Source organism: Vibrio sp. 3-2(1), from assembly GCF_963887575.1.
Classification (GTDB): Bacteria; Pseudomonadota; Gammaproteobacteria; order Enterobacterales; family Vibrionaceae; genus Vibrio; species Vibrio anguillarum.
The window spans coordinates 988,702-1,008,186 of the sequence record NZ_CAWPGB010000011.1; the positions used below are offsets into that span (position 1 = coordinate 988,702).

13 protein-coding genes are annotated in these 19,485 nt (G+C 45.6%); 4 read left to right on the forward strand and 9 right to left on the reverse strand.

Annotated features, from left to right (window positions below; all coding sequences use genetic code 11):
* Window positions 1-32: 32 nt before the first annotated feature.
* The 3 genes from glnE to AACQ79_RS07170 all read right to left on the reverse strand — a co-directional run bounded on the left by glnE (window position 33) and on the right by AACQ79_RS07170 (window position 6,168).
* The gene (glnE, locus tag AACQ79_RS07160) at window positions 33-2,879 is read right to left on the reverse strand and encodes a bifunctional [glutamate--ammonia ligase]-adenylyl-L-tyrosine phosphorylase/[glutamate--ammonia-ligase] adenylyltransferase (protein WP_029388460.1); all 2,847 of its coding nucleotides are present in this window, start codon (window positions 2,877-2,879) and stop codon (window positions 33-35) included.
* 126 nt (window positions 2,880-3,005) lie between these two features.
* The gene (locus AACQ79_RS07165; RefSeq protein ID WP_013856051.1) at window positions 3,006-4,262 is read right to left on the reverse strand and encodes a methyl-accepting chemotaxis protein; all 1,257 of its coding nucleotides are present in this window, start codon (window positions 4,260-4,262) and stop codon (window positions 3,006-3,008) included.
* A gap of 382 nt (window positions 4,263-4,644) precedes the next feature.
* Window positions 4,645-6,168: a CYTH and CHAD domain-containing protein gene (locus AACQ79_RS07170; RefSeq protein ID WP_026028703.1), complete on the reverse strand. Its 1,524-nt coding sequence runs from the start codon at window positions 6,166-6,168 to the stop codon at window positions 4,645-4,647.
* A gap of 204 nt (window positions 6,169-6,372) precedes the next feature.
* Here AACQ79_RS07170 and AACQ79_RS07175 point away from each other — a divergent pair, with 204 nt between their 5' ends.
* The 3 genes from AACQ79_RS07175 (at window position 6,373) to AACQ79_RS07185 (ending at window position 9,224) form a co-directional block, all read left to right on the forward strand.
* Window positions 6,373-7,053 carry a TIGR00153 family protein gene (locus AACQ79_RS07175; protein ID WP_013856047.1) on the forward strand — a complete coding sequence of 227 codons (681 nt, stop codon included), beginning with the start codon at window positions 6,373-6,375 and terminating at the stop codon, window positions 7,051-7,053.
* Between the two features lie 144 nt (window positions 7,054-7,197).
* On the forward strand, window positions 7,198-8,457 hold the full coding sequence (locus AACQ79_RS07180; protein WP_026027278.1) for an inorganic phosphate transporter: 1,260 nt from the start codon (window positions 7,198-7,200) through the stop codon (window positions 8,455-8,457).
* Between the two features lie 158 nt (window positions 8,458-8,615).
* Window positions 8,616-9,224, forward strand: a complete 609-nt coding sequence (locus AACQ79_RS07185) for a TIGR04211 family SH3 domain-containing protein (RefSeq protein WP_026029138.1) — start codon at window positions 8,616-8,618, stop codon at window positions 9,222-9,224.
* A gap of 62 nt (window positions 9,225-9,286) precedes the next feature.
* On the opposite strand, the gene AACQ79_RS07190 is transcribed toward AACQ79_RS07185, so the two are convergent.
* Both AACQ79_RS07190 and AACQ79_RS07195 read right to left on the reverse strand, forming a co-directional pair.
* Window positions 9,287-10,054, reverse strand: coding sequence for a general secretion pathway protein GspB (locus tag AACQ79_RS07190; RefSeq protein WP_170898880.1), 768 nt, complete (start codon window positions 10,052-10,054; stop codon window positions 9,287-9,289).
* Window positions 10,054-11,652 (reverse strand): ExeA family protein, encoded by a 1,599-nt coding sequence (locus AACQ79_RS07195; protein ID WP_088732850.1) that lies wholly within the window; start codon window positions 11,650-11,652, stop codon window positions 10,054-10,056. The genes AACQ79_RS07190 and AACQ79_RS07195 overlap by 1 nt, the downstream gene beginning before the upstream one ends.
* A gap of 88 nt (window positions 11,653-11,740) precedes the next feature.
* On the opposite strand from AACQ79_RS07195, the gene AACQ79_RS07200 reads away from it, so the two are divergent.
* On the forward strand, window positions 11,741-12,952 hold the full coding sequence (locus AACQ79_RS07200; protein WP_170898881.1) for a multifunctional CCA addition/repair protein: 1,212 nt from the start codon (window positions 11,741-11,743) through the stop codon (window positions 12,950-12,952).
* A gap of 116 nt (window positions 12,953-13,068) precedes the next feature.
* Here AACQ79_RS07200 and eno read toward each other — a convergent pair whose 3' ends face one another.
* From eno to relA, 4 genes are all read right to left on the reverse strand, one after another.
* Entirely contained in the window at window positions 13,069-14,370 is a 1,302-nt protein-coding gene (gene eno, locus AACQ79_RS07205; RefSeq protein WP_013856041.1) for a phosphopyruvate hydratase, read from the reverse strand.
* Window positions 14,371-14,449: 79 nt separating this feature from the next.
* The gene (locus AACQ79_RS07210) at window positions 14,450-16,090 is read right to left on the reverse strand and encodes a CTP synthase (RefSeq protein ID WP_013856040.1); all 1,641 of its coding nucleotides are present in this window, start codon (window positions 16,088-16,090) and stop codon (window positions 14,450-14,452) included.
* A 223-nt stretch (window positions 16,091-16,313) separates the two neighbouring features.
* Window positions 16,314-17,111 (reverse strand): nucleoside triphosphate pyrophosphohydrolase, encoded by a 798-nt coding sequence (gene mazG / locus AACQ79_RS07215; RefSeq protein ID WP_047691514.1) that lies wholly within the window; start codon window positions 17,109-17,111, stop codon window positions 16,314-16,316.
* Window positions 17,112-17,246: 135 nt separating this feature from the next.
* Window positions 17,247-19,469 carry a GTP diphosphokinase gene (gene relA, locus AACQ79_RS07220; RefSeq protein WP_170898882.1) on the reverse strand — a complete coding sequence of 741 codons (2,223 nt, stop codon included), beginning with the start codon at window positions 19,467-19,469 and terminating at the stop codon, window positions 17,247-17,249.
* Window positions 19,470-19,485: the final 16 nt, after the last annotated feature.

Consider the following 19,485-nt stretch of genomic DNA (forward strand, 5'->3'; position numbering starts at 1 on the left):
GTGTAACACAGCTCATTGAGTCTCTAAAACACTCAACCTAGCCACTGCTGCCAAGCGTTTGTGACTCGTTTTCGCAGGTCAACAAACTTACTTTCGTCAACATCCGCATCCAAGTTAAGCAAGTTTCGATGATGGATCTGATTGCGCATTGAGGTATAGGCATCGGTGAGAGCCAGCGCTTGTTCTTCCTCCATAACACCTTGGTTCAGCAGTGACTCAAAAATGCGTACGTTGTCTGACCAAAACGTCAATTTTGGCTTTTCATGGCTAAAACGCAGCACTAGATATTGAGCTAAAAACTCAATATCAGTGATGCCACCAGCATCTTGTTTAAGCATAAAGCGGCCACTTTTCTTTCCCCCCAAATGATCGCGCATTTTTATCCGCATCGCGACGACATCCTGCTTGAGCTTGGTTTCATCTCTTGCCAATGACAAAATCTCATGGCGGGTGCGATGGAAAGCCTGTTGCAGTGGCTCATCACCATAAATCATTCGGGCACGAACTAAGGCTTGGTGTTCCCACGTCCACGCTTCATTGCGCTGGTATTCATCAAACGCTTCAGCGGGGCTAACTAACAAACCGGACGCTCCAGACGGGCGCAAACGAGTATCAACTTCATACAAAATACCAGAGGCGGTACGAGTGGCAAAAATGTGGATCACGCGCTGGGCTAAGCGCAAATAAAACTGACGGCCATCAATCTCTTTTGCGCCATCGGTGTAACAATCCACTGGGCAGTCATGGAGAAACACGATATCAAGATCGGAATTGTAGCCCAACTCCCAGCCCCCCACTTTGCCATAGCCAACGACTGCAAACCCTTTACCATTCCTCTCTTTTAAATGAGTGGGTTGGCCGTATTTTGCACTGACTTGCTGCCAAGCTTGGTTGATCACAGCTTCAACGATGGCTTCAGCAAGGTAGGTTAAGTGATCGCTCACTTTCATCACAGGCAACGCACCGGCAATATCAGCAGCAGCAATACGCAAAATGCAGATCTGCTTAAATTGGCGTAATCCTTCCATTTGCTGCTCCATATCCTCTTCAGGAATACGAGCAAGAAAATCACGCAGTTCAGTTTTATAAGCGGACAACTCCATTGGATTATAGAGATGCTGCGGGTCGATAAGTTCATCGAGTAAAATGGGGTAACGACTAAGCTGTTCCGAAATCATCGGGCTTGCGGTACATAAACGCACCAGTTGCGTCAATGCCGCAGGGTGTTCATCTAGCAGCTCAAGGTAAGTGGTTCGAGTCACAATTTTGTACATCAAATGCAGCACACGAGGTAAGCCAAACTGCGCATCTGGGTGAATGAAAATCGCTTGGAACAGTTTTGGCATCAACCGGTTTAATACATCTCGTCCGCGTGGGCCCAGCGTTTTTTTCGCCAAATCCTCTTTAAATTGGATCAATACATGCGCCATGCCGACAGGATCATCACAGGTAAGCTCTTGTTGAAAAATCGTTTCAAGCACATCAGGCTTGTGCGCCATATCCCACAGCTCGTGAAAATGTTTAGCAACGCACTGGTCATCATCTTCTTCATCATCGCCAATCAGAGTTGCAAATACTTGATGTACTTTGATCATGTGTTGATGCGTTTCGTGAAGCAGCGTTACCCAGTCAGTGCATTGCATAGCAACAGCTAAGCGAAGTTGATCCAGTTCATTGTCTGGCAAGGTTTGCGTCTGCTTGTCGGCCATCGCTTGCAATAGGTTCTCAAGGCGACGTAAAAACAGATAAGCTTGTCGTAAATCGGCCACTTCTTGCGGTTTGAGCAGGGCAAGTTCTTCTATTGCAACCAGTGTTTCTAATAGTCCACGCTGACGTAAACTGGGTTCTCGTCCACCACGAATTAACTGAAATACTTGTGCGATGAATTCAATTTCGCGGATCCCGCCCGCGCCTAATTTGATGTTGTTATGCAGCCCTCGACGTCTCACTTCGCTGCTGATCATCGATTTCATACGGCGCAGAGATTGAATGGCGCTAAAATCGATGTAGCGGCGGAACACAAATGGCCGCAGCATTTGACGCAGCTCTTGGTACTGCGGATACATTTCCCGCCCCATTACTCGAGCTTTGATCATCGCATAACGCTCCCAATCACGCCCTTGCTCTTGGTAATAATCTTCGAGCGCCGCATAGCTCATCACCAGTGGGCCACTTTCACCAAAAGGACGCAAACGCATATCAACTCGGTAGCAAAAACCGTCAAAGGTATGTTGATCCAACGCTTTAATGATTCGCTGGCCTAAGCGGGTAAAAAATTGCGCATTCGCGATGCTGCGGCGAGCGCCTTGTGTTTCACCGTTTTCAGGATAAGTAAAAATGAGGTCGATATCCGATGAGAAGTTCAACTCACCGCCACCTAACTTGCCCATGCCGATGATCAGCATAGGTTGTGCTTCACCTTGGTCGTTAGTTGGCGTTCCCCACTCGAAGCAGCAAACAGCGTACTGCCACTGGTAAGTCTCAAAAATGAGTGCTTCCGCCAGTGCTGAAAGATGTGCAAGGCTCTCTTCTAATGTCCAACTGGCGGTGAAATCTCGCCAAGCGATGCACACCATTTCACGGTTACGAAACTGACGCAAAATACGATGCCCTGACATTTCATCTTTGCACTCTTCTAGCTGTATAGCGAGATCGTCTCGGTAATGCTCTAGCCTTGACTCTCCCGCCAACATTTCCGGTAATTGCATACACAACCGTTCATCTCGCAATAATGCTTCATTGATAAACTGGCTCATCCCGACCACATACAACAGCTGTTTTTTCAATGGCTCGGACCACTGTGCAATGCTCGGTTGTTGCTCTAGCAAATGTTGATAGGTGGTGTGCGCAAAAGCGTGAAGTGATGAAGGCAGTAACATGAGACATCCTTGTGAATTGAGACCAATGCAGTCGCTAGAAGGCTATTTATAGCAAACTTATATCAATAAAAAACGCCCAACAACAAGAATTGTGGGCGTTGATTGAAGGATCGAATTTCTACAGAGTTAGACTTTGAACATCGTGATTTTCCGATCTAACTCTTCAGCGTTGCTTTGCATGATCTCTGATGTTTCAAGCAACTCACCAACTACTGTTACTGAGGCTTCAACGAGCTCCCTCACATTGGTTAGATTTTGGTCCATTTCCTGAGCCACGCTAGTTTGCTGCCCAGCGGCCGTTGCGATTTGGATATTCATGTCATTGATCCGTTGCACTTGATTCACAATACCATCTAATTCAGTGCCCGCATTCGTAACCAGCTCAACTCCTTCAGCCGCTTCAACTACACTTTTTTCCATTAAATCAACGGCTGAATTGGCACTATTTTGTAATTGAGAAATCATCTCTTGGATCTCAATCGTCGCTTTTTGGGTGCGCTGCGCTAAGTTACGCACTTCATCGGCCACCACCGCAAAACCACGCCCAGCTTCACCAGCCCGAGCCGCTTCAATGGCAGCATTGAGCGCGAGTAGGTTGGTTTGCTCGGAAATACTTTGGATGGTTCCAACAACACTGCCAATCGCAACCACTCGTTCTTCAACTTGGTTGACGGCTTGCGCTGATGCCGCGATATCCTTCGATAGCTCACTCATCTTAGTGATGGTGCCTTTGACAAAACGCTGACCAGTTTCTGCTTGACCTGACGCTTGCTCGGTTAGTGCTGATGCATTTTGTGCATGCTCTGCGACCGTTTGCACCGTGGATGTCATTTCACTCATGGCGGTGGCCAATTGGTCAATTTCGTTAAACTCTTCTTGAGCCGAATCTTTGGTTTCTGACATGCTGATGGTCATGACTTCAGTAAGTGACGAAAGCTCTTGTGAGGCATCCACTTGCATCTTAATGACGTCTTGCAACTGACGGCGGGTTTTCTCAAGCTCTCGCGCAACGTCGCCGTACTCATCTTTACATTCCATATTAATCGGTGTGGAAAGATCACGACTTGCCATCAACTTAATTGAATCACTTAAATATTGTGTTTGGCGTAGCATGACTTTGGCTGCGGCGAGTAAAAGCACAACAAAAACGATGATCATGAATGCCGTTTGCCATACTACTTGAGTCAAATAAGCATCATAGTGTTGCTGAGCGATTTCGGTATTCTGAGTTGCTGCAAGCAGTGATTCGTAAAAAGTACGAGCATCCCAAAGCTGCTTTGCGATGATCAATACTGTACTAAACACCATCAGCATAACCATTTTAGGAACGAGACGAATATCGGTAATCAAACGTTCCCATGGCTTAAATGCCATTGTTGCCATTGTCAGTTCTCCACTATGTCTTATATGTTGAAATTTCGGTAAGTAAGCAAACTCAAAAACTAAAAAAGCTATTTATTTTGAGCTTCGTATGAAAAAAGATGATATCAAAGATGAGACAAATCCAATGTGTTTATTGTTGCTGATCCACTCACTCATGGCATTATTTGTGATCTCAGGCTTGTTGTTCATCCCTGTCAATCATGATACCTGTTAGGTTTCTATCGACCCTGATTTTTTGAACTGTAGTCGTTTCGTTGTGCAACCTGTTGGAGATTTGATCTCATCCACAAATCAATTGCAATTAATGAAACTAAATGAGCAGAGACATAAAAAAAGAGACACCGCAGTATCTCTTTTTCATTTTGGCTGTGAGCCATGTTGATTAGCGACTTTTACGCCAATAAGGCTCGGCTTCAATGCCAATTTGTCGCGTCTGCTCCATCGCATGAACAATGGAGTTTTGTTGACGAATCAGCCATCGCTTGAGTTGTTCTTGTTCGTCTTCTTGCAACTTATCGATCAAATTCTCTAGCGGCTTGAGCATTAATAAATCATCTATTCCTTGCAGTAAATCAGCCCAAGGGAGACGGAAGTTTTTGCGTTCTTCAATATCATAAAGGCTCGCAAAACCGATGCCAGTGTAGAGATTACGCATTAAACGATACTGCTGATCAATATACTCTTGAGGGCTTAGCTCAACTTTAGGAGGAAAAGCTTCCATTAACTCGGCCCATGTGCGATCCAACTGCTTCACCGAAAACGAACCGACGTTACGCGCCATTTTTTCTCTGGCTTTATCGTCCAAGAAGGGTTGCCATCCACGGCTCAAAATCCAACGACTGAGATCAAGCAGTAACCCAGTATAACGCGCCGAACTGAGCAGCTTTAAGTTTTCTTCCCGAGTGGGTAGTGCCTCTTGCTGCTCTTTTAACTCGGCGATGATAAATTTACGAGCGTCCAGTTTACGCAGTGCGTGGCCTTTATCTTCAAGCAGGTTTGTTAGGTAGTCATGAGTTTTTAACCACGATAACTCTTGCTCCAACCATTTCAATTCCTGACGTAAAATAGCGCTGGCGCGACGTGGCACAATGCCGCCATAAATGCTCAAGATCTGGCGTAAAAAACTGGTGGCGTGGCTTATCTCATGTAACGCCGGAATTGAATCGCGCTCGGTGTAGATCTGTTCATGGTGATGCCAATGGGATAATGCATGCTCTAGCGAGTGAATAAAACACTCTTCCACGCTGTCAGTACTGACTGTATTGACCAAGGTTAAGGCGTGAACTTCATCACCTTGATAACCAGACGCAAGACGATAGCCTCGCGCCGCTTTACTCAAGTTACCCAGACGCATACCACCGTGCTCACAAAACTGGCGAGCTAACGTAAACAAGGCATCCGTTTGCCCCGATTTCAACTCCAGCTCCACTTCGCAGATAGGTTCTTGTTTTTCACCTGCAACAACAAAACCTTGATCGAAAGCCACTTCAACTTGGCTGCCATCGGCCATGCCAATCAGCCACTGCTCGCGTGTGAAGTTGGTCGAAAATAGAGGCATCAGTTCAGATTGTAAGGTCGTAATATCTTTACCTTGTGGCCAGATATCTTCCGGATGAAGCGTCAAGTTCGGTTCATTGCTGTTGTGCTCAGCATTGTATTCTGGTCTTTGGTGCAACCCTGCAACGACTCGACCCGCCGTTTTAACAGTTTGAACATACACATCATCAAAGCGACGAATACGAAGCCCTGTGTCGTGTTGACGCAACCAGTTGTCAGGTGTATCGAAGTAAGTGTTCCCTAACGCTCGACAACTGTGCTGAAGTACTTTGATTTCAGAGATCTTGTAACGCAAAATTTCCGAAAATTCTGGTGAAACAAAAAACTTCAGTTCTATCTCGGTTTCCATAACTAACCCTTTCAAAGCAGATAGCGAAAGAATATGGCCTAATGCACAGTGGGGCAAGTAACAAATATCACCGGAATGATGATCTAAAACAGTTTTAATGAGAGATTTAATGGGTTAACATGCGCGCCTTTATAGCCATCGCTCAACATTTCGCCATGAATGGTATATGTTATTTTAAGGTTATATTTTTTAGGTTGAACGACCATGCCAGTAAATACAATTATGGGGTTATTTGCAAAGTCCCCTATAAAGCCTTTGCAGCGCCACGTTGTGTGTGTGAATGAATGTTGCTCTCACTTAGTCAATTTCTTTGAAGTTTGTTCAAAGGGTGACTGGGAGAAAGCAGGTGAAATTCGAGCTCAAATTTCTCATTTAGAGAAAGAAGCGGACGTACTCAAGCGTGAAATTCGTCTTAAACTACCACGCGGTTTATTTATGCCTGTCGATCGTACTGACATGCTAGAGCTGTTAACTCAGCAAGATAAACTGGCCAACCTTGCAAAAGATATTGCAGGCCGTGTCTACGGTCGTCAATTGATCATCCCAGAGCCTCTTCAAGAAAACTTCATTGCCTACGTAAAACGCTGCCTTGATGCAGCAAATCAAGCGCAAAAAGTGATCAATGAGCTCGATGAGTTATTGGAAACAGGATTTAAAGGTCGTGAAGTCACACTGGTGGCGGAAATGATCAATCAACTGGATGTGATTGAAGATGACACCGATGCGATGCAGGTTCGACTCCGCCAACAATTAATGGCTATTGAGTCGAAAATGAATCCGATCGATGTAATGTTCTTGTACAAAATTCTAGAATGGGTGGGCGGCATTGCCGATCAAGCTCAGCGCGTTGGCGCTCGTCTTGAACTAATGCTTTCTCGCTCTTAAATCAGTAAGTTAACCAAATAACGAAGAGCAAAACTTGATCCATCAGCTTAGGCGTTGATTATTTTCTCCGCTGATGGTTTTGACTCGCTTCGAGAAAATGAGTCCAGTTATGCTCCGCTTGTTATCAAAAGACTAGGTATTACGATGGATATCCTTGCGAACTACGGCACTGTCCTGATTCTTGTTGCAGCCGCTTTTGGCTTCATGATGGCGATTGGTATTGGTGCAAATGATGTTGCTAATGCAATGGGAACTTCAGTAGGCTCAAAAGCGCTAACCGTAAAACAAGCTATTATCATTGCGATGATTTTTGAATTCGCTGGTGCATATTTAGCGGGTGGTGAAGTAACCGAAACCATTCGTAACAGCGTCATCGAACCCGCACTTTTCGCTCACCAACCCGACGTTCTTGTTTATGGCATGATGTCTGCACTTCTCGCCGCCGGAACATGGTTATTGCTGGCTTCATACATGGGTTGGCCTGTATCAACGACTCACTCTATCATCGGCGCCATTATCGGATTTGCCTGCATATCCGTTGGCCCAGAAGCGGTTGATTGGGCCTCAGTAAAAGGCATCGTAGGCAGTTGGATTGTCACCCCAGTCATTTCTGGTTTGTTCGCCTACTTAATCTTCGTCAGTGCTCAACGATTGATTTTCGATACTGAAAATCCACTGATGAATGCCAAACGCTTTGTTCCTATTTATATGTTCATCACCACTATGGTGATCGCACTGGTTACCATCAAAAAAGGCCTTAAACATATAGGCTTACACTTGAGTACCGGTGAAGCATGGTTATGTTCTGCGGCGTTATCAGGCCTTGTTATGGTCGGTGGTTACTACTATATCAAGAGAAAATTTGCCAACCGCGAAGAAGACCATGGGTTTTCCGGTGTTGAGAGCATCTTTAGCGTATTGATGGTGATCACTGCGTGTGCAATGGCTTTTGCGCATGGTTCAAATGATGTAGCTAACGCGATTGGTCCTCTGTCTGCGGTGGTTTCAACTGTTGAAAGCTTGGGTGCTGTTAGTGCTAAAAGCTCAATTGCTTGGTGGATTTTGCCACTGGGTGGTTTTGGTATTGTGGTTGGCCTAGCTACCCTTGGTCACAAAGTGATGGCGACGGTCGGTACGGGTATCACTGAACTGACGCCAAGCCGTGGCTTTGCCGCTCAATTGGCAACAGCGTCAACGGTCGTATTGGCATCAGGTACTGGCCTTCCAATCTCAACCACACAAACACTTGTTGGTGCGGTATTAGGGGTTGGTTTTGCTCGTGGAATTGCGGCATTGAATCTAGGTGTGGTGCGTAATATCGTTGCTTCATGGATTGTCACCTTGCCAGCAGGCGCTTTACTTGCGGTCATTTTCTTCTATGCCCTGCAAGCAATATTTGGCTAATACAATAAGTCAATAGATTGTAAGTGCAATGTCATTAATTGACTCAAACGCACAGAAAGGGAGGCTTAGCCTCCCTTCTTTGTTGCACCAATCAACGAAACTTCTTAATATTTGTCGAAAGCATTTTAATACCTCATTTGATAGCTAAAGGACTTATCGTGAAAAAACTGATCTGCATGGTTTTACTGACCATGTTGGCTGCGCCAACGTTTGCGCAAGACCGCTATATTGCGGACAAACTCTTTACTTATATTCATTCAGGTCCAAGTAACCAATTTCGCATTCTCGGTAGCATCGATGCAGGAGACAAAGTAAAGCTGCTTGATGTTAATAACGATACTGGTTATAGCCAGATTGCCGATGAGAAAGGCCGCACCGGTTGGGTTGAAAGCCGTTTTGTCACTCGCCAAGAAAGCATGGCGATGCGTTTGCCGAAATTGGAGAGTGAGCTGGCCGAAGTGAAAAGTAAATTGGCCAATGCAAAGCAAAATGCAGACAGTGAAAAAGCCGGATTGGCCAATTCATTAGAGGCTCGCAATCAACAAATTTCAGAGTTAGAACAAAACTACAGTGATATCAGCAAGCAGCTCACTGATTCACAAACTGAAATTCGCGAACTACGCGCTAAGCTGGATACTCAGAAAGAGGATCTACTGCTTAAATACTTTACTTACGGGGGCGGCGTAGCGGGTATTGGTCTGCTACTTGGACTAATTTTGCCACACATTATCCCACGCCGTAAGAAACACCCTTCTGGTTGGGCATAATCTCCCTAACTGACTGGATCTATCACTTGAAAAACGGTCACCAGAGAAAGGTGACCGTTTTTTTATCCTTTCCAATCATAAAGAGCTGGGATTTCAATCAATTCACCATCGAAACGTATCAAGGTCGATTGCGGATTGATCTCGACTAATTGCACGCCATTCATCACATCATCACCTACCTTTCGCTCTACGCCATTAATTTTTACCCATCGTTTATCTGTACGACTTGAATAAACGTGAGTCTGGAAATTCAGCGCTGGGATACGACCTGAAAAGGTATCAAGATGTTCTGTGAGCAGAAGATGATCTTTTGATGTGTCTCCTATAAGTACGACTTGATCTTTGCCTTGAATCGCCAACTCAACTCGTTGTACCAATTCCGGGGATAATTGACTTAAGTCGAGATCATTAAGACCAAACTCCTGATCTGCGTTTTTATCTCGCGGCTCACGAGTCGTCAACTGGGTACCATGTAAAGGAGTAAATGGCGGCGTAGAGCTTGTCTCTGCAAGAGTTTTCACTCGTGGTGTATTGGTTTGTAACTCACCAAAGTCAGGGTATTCCAGAACTTGGTAAGCCCCCTCTTGTTGCACAACTTGTGGCGCATTGCGCTTCAATTGTTCTAGCTCATCGATTCGCGCTTGATATGAATGATAAACAAGATAACCGCAACAAAGCAGCGATGGAGCAAACAACGCGGTAAGCGATGATTTCGAGCACCATGAAGATGGCAAGGATTGATTAAACACTGCCACATGAGAAGAGTGAGGTAAGCTTTTGCTCTGGTGGCTCAACTCTGATTGCTCTAATGCTTTAAGCACTTGCGACATTATCCTTGCTCCTTAGTAATGAGAAGGCGAGGTGCGTTGTGTTGAGTCAATAGCTCAAGCCGACTGATCGTGCGAGCCCCAGCAATACCATCGCTGTCCATTTTCTGCCAGCGCTGGAAAAACGCTACTTTGCGCTTTACCTCACCATCAAATTGTTGATGTCCTGTGGCTTGCTCTCCAAGTAACTGAGACAATTTTTGGTCAAGCAGTTCAACATCATCTCCTTGCATGCCCTGTTTCAACGTTCGAAGTAAATCGTGCTGCCAAATGTAGTGATATTCTCCTGTCCATACGTCATTGAGCTGACTTTGGTTAATTTGCACATGCTTTCCTGCCATTAACAATTGCACCTGTTCAGCATTGATCTGGTACAGCACCGCATAAGCTTGTGTTTGCTCCGCAGCTAAAGTAAGCACCACTGGCAAATTTAACTGCTTTAATTGGTTGAAATCACCCTGCATACGCTGACATTGAAAGCGTCCTTGTGCTTGAGCATCACAAAAACTATCGGCCAAAGATGCGCTGTAACCCCACACTTTATAAAGATCGCTAATAGCCGCTTCCAATGCCTTCGAGCGTTCTAGATCTTGTTCCAATTGAGCACTGATCACCACTTGAGTGATCGGTTTAGGTAATTCAGGGGAAGGCAACGCAAAGCGCATCATGCGATCAATCCATGGCGGGCTAAACCACGCAATGAACACAGCTAACACTAAGCCCGCAATGAGAGGAGAGCGATACGATATTGAAGACGGTACGAGGCGAGCATGAGGCGACTGATAGACTGAAGACTGAAAATTCATGACCTCTTGACCCGCGGTACGCACTAATTCAAATGAGAGCGCTTTCACGCCCTGCTGATAGGCTAACTTGAAACTCGCATCGCATACTAAGTTAATTAAACGCGGAATACCGTGGGTCTGTTCCGCTATCCATTTGATACTTTTCTGATCAAACCAATCCTTGTGACCGCCGGCTAACGCTAAACGAAAGTGGATGTACTGCTCTGTCTCTTGAACATTGAGAGGCAGCAAGTGATAACGACCGGTAATACGTTGCGCAAGTTGGCGTAACTGAGGTAATTGCAATTTTTGTTGTAACTCAGGCTGACCAATCAGTAAAACCTTAAGCAACTTACGGCTCTCCGTTTCAAGGTTAGTCAGTAGTCGCAACTGTTCCAGTACATCGGCGGCCAGATGCTGCGCTTCATCTATCACTAATAGCGTCTGTTTCCCTTGCGCGTGGTTATGCAGTAAATGATGATAAATTACTTGGCTAAGCGCTTTTAAACTCCCTGAAGGTGGGTAAGACAGCGCAAACTCATCACAAATCGCTTCAAGCAACTCGATGTTCGAAAAAGTTGGATTTAAAATAAACCCCGCCTGAGTACTATCATCGAGTGCCGCAAGCATCGCTCTTGCGATGGTTGTTTTGCCAGTCCCCACTTCGCCAGTTAATAGCGCAAAACCACCACCATCACCCAGCCCTGCTTGTAAATGTTGCATCGCTTCACGATGACGATGGCTCAAAAATAGGTAACGAGAGCTCGGTACAATTGAAAATGGCGGCTCGGTAAATCCAAAAAATTCCTTATACATTCTCTCGTCTCTATCATTTCACTGTGATGAAAAGTACCATTACTAACATCAATCGCCAATGGCGTTTCAGCATATTTAAGGTAATCCGGTGCAAGTATACTTAGTTGGGGGCGCGGTACGCGATCAGTTGCTCCATATTGATATCTATGACAAAGATTGGGTTGTAGTAGGCAGCAGCCCAGAGCAAATGCTGGCCACTGGTTTTACTCCTGTAGGAAAAGATTTTCCCGTATTTCTTCACCCGAAAACGAAACAAGAGTATGCCCTTGCTCGCACTGAGCGCAAAACTGGCGCTGGCTACACAGGCTTTGCCTGCTACTACGCACCCGATGTGACTTTGGAAGAGGATCTCGCCCGCCGCGATCTGACCATTAACGCCATTGCACAAGATAACGCTGGTAAGCTTATTGACCCCTATGGCGGCCAGCGCGATCTGCACAATCGCCTACTGCGCCATGTTTCTGATGCCTTTATCGAAGATCCACTACGCGTCCTTCGCGTGGCTCGTTTTGCGGCCAAATTCGCACATTTAGATTTTACCATTGCCGATGAAACCATGGCACTGATGAAACAAATAACGCAATCAGGTGAGTTGCAATACTTAACCGCCGAGCGCGTATGGCAAGAGTGGCAGAAATCACTGGCTACTCTGCATCCAGAGATATTTCTTTCTGTTTTATATGAATGCGGTGCACTTAAAGTGGTATTACCCGAACTGGATCGCCTGTTTGGTGTTCCTCAACCGGAAAAATGGCATCCTGAAATTGATACCGGAGTACACACCTTGATGGTTGCAGCGCAAGCGGCGAAGCTCTCTTCATCGATAGCGGTTCGTTTTGCAGCACAAGTGCATGACTTAGGCAAAGGAGTCACACCTAAAAGCGAATGGCCCAGCCATAAAATGCACTGTCACACAGGAATTAACATCATTAAAGCCTTGTGCGAGAGGGTGCGTATTCCAAATGAGTGTAAAGAGTTGGCACTGCTCGTCTGCGGGCAGCACTCCAATATTCATCGAGCGGCAGAATTAAAACCCAGCACCAAACTCAAAATACTCGATAAACTCGATGCATGGCGCAAGCCTGAGCGCTTGCTGGACGTTTTACTTTGTTGTCAGGCCGATCATGCGGGTCGATTAGATTGCGAAGAGACTCCTTATCCGCAACGCGATATTTTTCTCAAAGCCTATCAAGCGGCACTGAGTGTCGATGTACAACAGGTGATCCATGATGGTTTTCAAGGGAAAGCGATCAAAGAAGAGCTGGATAAACGACGGATCGCAGCGATTAGCGCGGTGTAAATCTTTCTCTTCTCAACTAGCAATTCAAAATGCGAGTTGCGATAGCAGAAAAAACAAAACGCCCTGCATTGCAGGGCGTTCTTTAAAGTAATGATGCTAAGCTGTACCCCGTGGGATTAAGCTTGGCCTTTCACTTCTTTAAGACCGTTGAAAGGAGCACGACCAGCTAGCGCTTCTTCAATACGGATTAGTTGGTTGTACTTAGCAACACGGTCAGAACGGCTCATAGAACCCGTTTTGATTTGACCTGCAGCTGTACCTACTGCTAGATCAGCGATAGTTGCATCTTCAGTTTCGCCAGAACGGTGAGAGATTACCGCTGTGTAACCTGCGTCTTTAGCCATCTTAATTGCAGCTAGAGTCTCAGTTAGAGAACCGATTTGGTTGAACTTGATAAGGATTGAGTTAACGATACCTTTCTCAATACCTTCTTTAAGGATCTTAGTGTTAGTAACGAATAGATCGTCACCCACTAGCTGAATTTTGTCGCCTAGAAGTTCAGTTTGGTGTTTGAAACCAGTCCAATCAGACTCGTCCAAACCGTCTTCGATAGAAACGATTGGGAATTGCTCAACAAGGCCCGCTAGGTAGTGGTTGAACTCTTCTGAAGTGAACGTTTTGCCTTCACCTTTCATGTTGTAGATGCCAGCGTCTTTGTCGAAGAATTCAGATGCTGCACAGTCCATCGCTAGAGTGATGTCTTTACCTAGCACGTAGCCAGCCGCTGCAACCGCTTCTGCGATAACTTCTAGCGCTTCAGCGTTAGATTTTAGGTTAGGAGCGAAACCACCTTCGTCACCAACAGCAGTGTTGTAGCCTTTAGACTTCAGAACTTTAGCTAGGTTATGGAATACTTCTGCACCCATACGTACTGCTTCTTTAAGAGTTTTTGCGCCAACAGGTTGGATCATAAACTCTTGGATGTCTACGTTGTTATCTGCGTGCTCGCCACCGTTGATGATGTTCATCATTGGTAGAGGCATAGAGAATTGGCCAGCAGTACCATTTAGCTCAGCAATGTGCTCGTACAGAGGCATGCCTTTCGCAGCCGCAGCCGCTTTTGCGTTCGCTAGAGAAACCGCTAGGATTGCGTTCGCACCGAAGTTAGATTTGTTTTCAGTACCATCAAGGTCGATCATCACTTGGTCGATAGCTGCTTGATCTTTAGCATCTTTACCAACTAGAGCATCAGCAATTGGGCCGTTTACAGCTGCAATCGCTTTAAGAACACCTTTACCTAGGAAACGTGATTTGTCACCGTCACGTAGCTCAAGAGCTTCGCGAGAACCAGTAGATGCACCAGATGGCGCAGCTGCCATACCTACGAAACCGCCTTCTAGGTGAACTTCAGCTTCTACTGTTGGGTTACCACGTGAGTCGATGATTTCGCGACCTAGAACTTTAACGATCTTAGACATTAATGTTTCCTCTCGTTGAATTTAAATGTCAAAACTATAAAGGGCAGCAGCACAACAATTGCAACTGCCCGTATCCTTGTTACTTCTCTGATTCACCGCGTTGGAACTCACCTGCCGCTTTAATAAAGCCTGCAAATAGTGGGTGACCATCACGAGGGGTTGACGTGAATTCTGGGTGGAACTGAGCTGCTACAAACCATGGGTGAGCAGGGTTCTCAATCACTTCAACTAGCTTCTTATCAGCAGACAGACCTGATACTTTCAAGCCAGCTTTTTCGATCTGCGGACGAAGTTTATTATTAACTTCATAACGGTGACGATGACGTTCATGAATGGTTGCACTACCGTAAAGCTCATACGCTTTGGTGCCTTTCTCTAAGTGGCATAGCTGCGAACCAAGGCGCATAGTACCACCAAGATCAGACTTTTCAGTACGCTCTTCTACGTTACCTTCGTCATCTACCCATTCGGTGATCAAGCCTACCACAGGGTATTGAGTCTCTTTGTTAAATTCTGTTGAATGCGCACCTTTCATACCCGCAACGTTACGTGCGTATTCGATCAGCGCCACTTGCATACCTAAACAAATCCCTAGGTAAGGTACTTTATTTTCGCGGGCATATTGCGCAGCAAGAATTTTACCTTCGATACCGCGGTCACCAAAACCGCCAGGTACTAGGATTGCGTCCAAACCAGTCAGCACTTCCGCACCTTTGGTTTCAACGTCTTGAGAATCGATGTATTTGATTTTCACGCTCAAACGGTTTTTCAAACCTGCGTGTTTCAGTGCTTCGTTAACCGATTTGTAAGCATCAGGCAATTCAATGTATTTACCGACCATCCCGATCACCACTTCAGCGGTTGGGTTAGCCTCTTCGTAAATCACTTGTTCCCATTCAGAAAGATCCGCTTCCGGTGCTTTAATACCAAAACGGTTACAAACGATATCATCCAAACCTTGAGCTTTTATTAGTTGAGGGATCTTGTAGATAGAATCAACATCTTTCATCGAGATAACGGCTTTTTCAGGCACGTTACAGAACAAAGCAATTTTCTTACGTTCGTTCGCTGGGATAACGCGATCGCTACGACAAACCAAAATATCAGGCTGAATGCCGATAGAAAGCAGCTCTTTAACTGAATGTTGAGTCGGTTTGGTTTTCACTTCACCAGCAGCGGCAAGGTAAGGAACTAAAGTCAGGTGCATAAACATCGCGTGTTCACGGCCCACTTCAATCGCAAGCTGACGAATCGCTTCCATAAATGGCAATGACTCGATATCACCAACGGTTCCGCCTACTTCAACGATAGCGACATCGTGACCTTCAGAGCCTGCGATAACGCGATCTTTAATCGCATTAGTGATGTGTGGAATAACCTGAATCGTTGCACCTAGGTAGTCACCGCGGCGCTCTTTACGCAATACATCGGCATAAACACGACCAGCAGTAAAGTTATTGCGCTTGGTCATTTTGGTACGAATAAAACGTTCGTAGTGACCAAGGTCAAGGTCAGTTTCAGCGCCATCTTCCGTGACAAACACTTCACCATGTTGAGTTGGGCTCATTGTGCCTGGGTCAACGTTGATGTAAGGGTCAAGCTTCATCATAGTCACTTTAAGACCACGAGCTTCTAAAATCGCCGCAAGAGATGCTGCCGCAATACCTTTACCTAGAGAGGATACAACCCCGCCAGTAACAAAAATGTAATTTGTCGTCATGTTTAACCTGAAATTGGTTGAATGAGGGAAATGGATTTCTTCTGGACGGGATAAAAATATACCAGAAGCCCTTATTCGCTACAACGTGAAATCTATCACACTGTCATTTTTTATTTTTTGCTTCAAATCAAAGAGCACCGCTTGATATGGCTTATCACACCACTCAAATGAGTCAAATTTGTCTCAATGGGTGGGTTTTATTGTGGATTGCCAACACAGGGTATTACTTCGACTCCAAGCGCTTCACTTCATTCCACATCGCATCCAATTCTTCGAGAGAAAAATCGGTCAAGGTTTTGTGCTGACGTGCCACCAGCATTTCAATACCTTTAAATCGACGTGAAAACTTTCGATTTGCTTTATTTAACGCCACTTCTGGATCAATTTTTAAGTGTCGAGCAAAGTTAACGGTGGCAAATAATAGATCGCCCATTTCATCCTCTACTCGAACCGGATCAGGGTTGATTTGCAACGCCTCTTCCATGACTTCTTCGATCTCTTCTTGGACTTTATCAACCACTGGGCCGATAGAATCCCAATCAAAGCCATATTGGGCACACTTTTTTTGAATCTTTGTAGCACGTAAAAGAGACGGGAAAGCGTGTGGTATTGAGTCTAGAATACTTTGATCTTTTTTTCCTGATTGTACCTTTTCTTTGGCTTTTTCAGCTTCCCAATTGGCGTTGATTTGCGCTTCATCCTCAAACTTGGCACCCGAAAAAACATGAGGATGGCGGCGCGTAAGTTTTTCATTCACCGTTTCAACAACTTGCGAGAAATCAAACAACCCTTGCTCTTTCGCCATTTGACTATAAAAAATAACTTGAAATAGCAAGTCACCTAATTCTTCTTTGAGATTAGGCCAATCTTGGTTGTGGATCGCTTCTACCACTTCATAGGTCTCTTCGATTGTGTAAGGAACAACCGTGTCAAAAGTTTGCTTGATATCCCAAGGACAACCTGTTTTTGGGTCACGCAACTGTGCCATGATCTGTTCCAGTTGTTCAATTGGGTGGCTCATTTATCCGCTCCTTACATAAATATTTAAAATAAAAAAGCGAGCAGTCATTGCCACTCGCCTTTGAAAACCTAGGGCGCTTGCGTCGCGATTCAATTGCGATTCACGCCAAATAAGAGTGTTACAGTGATATGAAATTTAGCCTAGGCGTTTCACCAACATCACATCTTTGATCTGCTCGACTCGCATTGATACTCGTGACAGCGCTTCGATGTTACTCACCTCAAGATCAAAATCCATGATGATTAACTGTCTTTTGTAGTCACTACGACTTTTCATGCTGATGACTTTCACTTTCTCATTTGCAAGCAAGGTGGTGATGTCTTTGAGTAACCCACCTCGCTCCATCGCTTCAACGCGCAGCGTCAAAGTATAGGTTCCAACAAACCCGCGCCCCCAAACGGTATCAATGATACGTTCAGGCGCGTGATGGCTCAGCTCTTCTAGCTGTTCACAGTCACTGCGATGGACCGAAATTCCACGTCCTTGAGTGATGTAACCTTTGATTTCATCGCCCGGAATAGGCTGGCAACAGCGTGCTAGATGCGTCATGAGGTTATCCACCCCTTCCACTACAACGGCATCTTTGTGCGCGCGATGTGGCTGAGCCGGACGAGTTTGCGCCTCTTGCAGTTTTTGCAGTGCTTGCTGATCTTCTTGCTCAGCGGTCGGCTTATTCACCAAGGCGTTGATGTGATTAACAATTTGGTTGATTCGCAAATCACCACTGCCAATGCCGACGTACAGCTCGTCAGGCGTATTGACGTTAAAACGTTTGAGCGCATATTTATCGGCATCTTTTAATGTGGCACCGATTTTGGCTAATTCTGATTCGAGGATCTCTCGTCCGGCTTCAAGGTTTTTCTCGCGGCCTTGTTTACGGAACCAAGCGTTAATCTTGGCGCGCGCACGGCCTGAATGAACAAACCCCGTTGCTGGATTTAGCCAATCACGCGACGGATTCGGCTCTTTCTGGGTGATAATTTCGACTTGATCACCCATAGATAATTTATGAGTAAATGGAACAATACGACCCGCAACTTTGGCACCGATGCAGCGATGCCCCACTTCAGAGTGAATATGGTAGGCAAAATCGAGCGGCGTGGCTCCCATAGGTAAATCAACCACATCACCACGAGGTGTAAAGGCGTAAACGCGATCATCAAACACCTGGCTACGCAGCTCGTCGATCATCTCACCCGAATCAGACATCTCTTCTTGCCAATCAAGAAGCTTGCGCAACCAAGTAATTTTCTCATCGTAACCGCTGCGGGCAACCGTTGCGCCCTCTTTATATTTCCAGTGCGCAGCAACCCCAAGTTCAGATTCTTCATGCATCTGCTTAGTACGAATTTGAATTTCGATGGTTTTGCCTTCTGGTCCTAAAATCACCGTATGAATGGATTGATAGCCATTCGGTTTCGGATTAGCAACGTAATCATCAAATTCGCTAGGCAGGTGTTTGTATTTGGTATGAACGACGCCCAAGGCGGCGTAACAGTCTTGCAATTGATCAGCAATAATGCGAACTGCACGCACATCAAACAGTTCATCGAAAGCCAACCCTTTCTTCTGCATTTTGCGCCAGATGCTATAGATGTGTTTCGGACGGCCACTCACTTCGGCATTGATATGAGAAAGCTTCATCTCGGCGCGCAGATCTTCGACAAAATCGTGAATATATTGTTCGCGCACGATGCGGCGCTCGGAAAGCTGCTTAGCAATTTGTTTGTAGGTATCGGACTGCTGGTAGCGAAATGCGTAATCTTCAATTTCCCATTTGAGCTGACCAATGCCCAAGCGGTTTGCTAAAGGGGCATAGATATTGGCGCACTCTTTAGCCGCTACACGGCGAATTTCGTCAGGTTCATCTTTTACTTCACGTAAATTACAAATGCGCTCCGCTAATTTGATCACCACGCAACGAAAATCATCTACCATCGCAAGCAGCATGCGGCGAACGTTATCCACCTGCTCTGAAGCTTCACTGCCTTGCAAGGTGACGTTTAACTGACCAAGTGCCGCCATCTCTTCGACACCATCAATCAGCTTCACTATGCCTTTACCATAGGTCTCTTCTAATACTTCACGGTCAAAAAGCCCACTACTGACGATAGGAAAGAGCTGAGCCGCGACTAAAGTGGCGCGATCCATCGATAAGGTAATCAGGATTTCGATCATTTCACGGCCGCGCCACAGCAGTAGCGGTCCTTTGGCATGACCTTCTAATAACGTTTCACACTGACGATATACGTCCGTCAGTTTAGAAGCTGTGCTTTTATCTTGATGTAAACTCGCAATCCATTTATCTAGCTCAAACTGTTCGTCTGGATTCAAGTGTGCGCTTCGTACCGCAACCATCTGATTCGTCCTAGTT

Coding starts and splice junctions, on each gene's coding strand:
- glnE (WP_029388460.1), bottom strand. CDS start 2,879: ATGTTACTGCCTTCATCACTTCACGCTTTTGCGCACACCACCTATCAA.
- AACQ79_RS07165 (WP_013856051.1), bottom strand. CDS start 4,262: ATGGCAACAATGGCATTTAAGCCATGGGAACGTTTGATTACCGATATT.
- AACQ79_RS07170 (WP_026028703.1), bottom strand. CDS start 6,168: ATGGAAACCGAGATAGAACTGAAGTTTTTTGTTTCACCAGAATTTTCG.
- AACQ79_RS07175 (WP_013856047.1), top strand. CDS start 6,373: ATGCCAGTAAATACAATTATGGGGTTATTTGCAAAGTCCCCTATAAAG.
- AACQ79_RS07180 (WP_026027278.1), top strand. CDS start 7,198: ATGGATATCCTTGCGAACTACGGCACTGTCCTGATTCTTGTTGCAGCC.
- AACQ79_RS07190 (WP_170898880.1), bottom strand. CDS start 10,054: ATGTCGCAAGTGCTTAAAGCATTAGAGCAATCAGAGTTGAGCCACCAG.
- AACQ79_RS07195 (WP_088732850.1), bottom strand. CDS start 11,652: ATGTATAAGGAATTTTTTGGATTTACCGAGCCGCCATTTTCAATTGTA.
- eno (WP_013856041.1), bottom strand. CDS start 14,370: ATGTCTAAGATCGTTAAAGTTCTAGGTCGCGAAATCATCGACTCACGT.
- AACQ79_RS07210 (WP_013856040.1), bottom strand. CDS start 16,090: ATGACGACAAATTACATTTTTGTTACTGGCGGGGTTGTATCCTCTCTA.
- mazG (WP_047691514.1), bottom strand. CDS start 17,111: ATGAGCCACCCAATTGAACAACTGGAACAGATCATGGCACAGTTGCGT.
- relA (WP_170898882.1), bottom strand. CDS start 19,469: ATGGTTGCGGTACGAAGCGCACACTTGAATCCAGACGAACAGTTTGAG.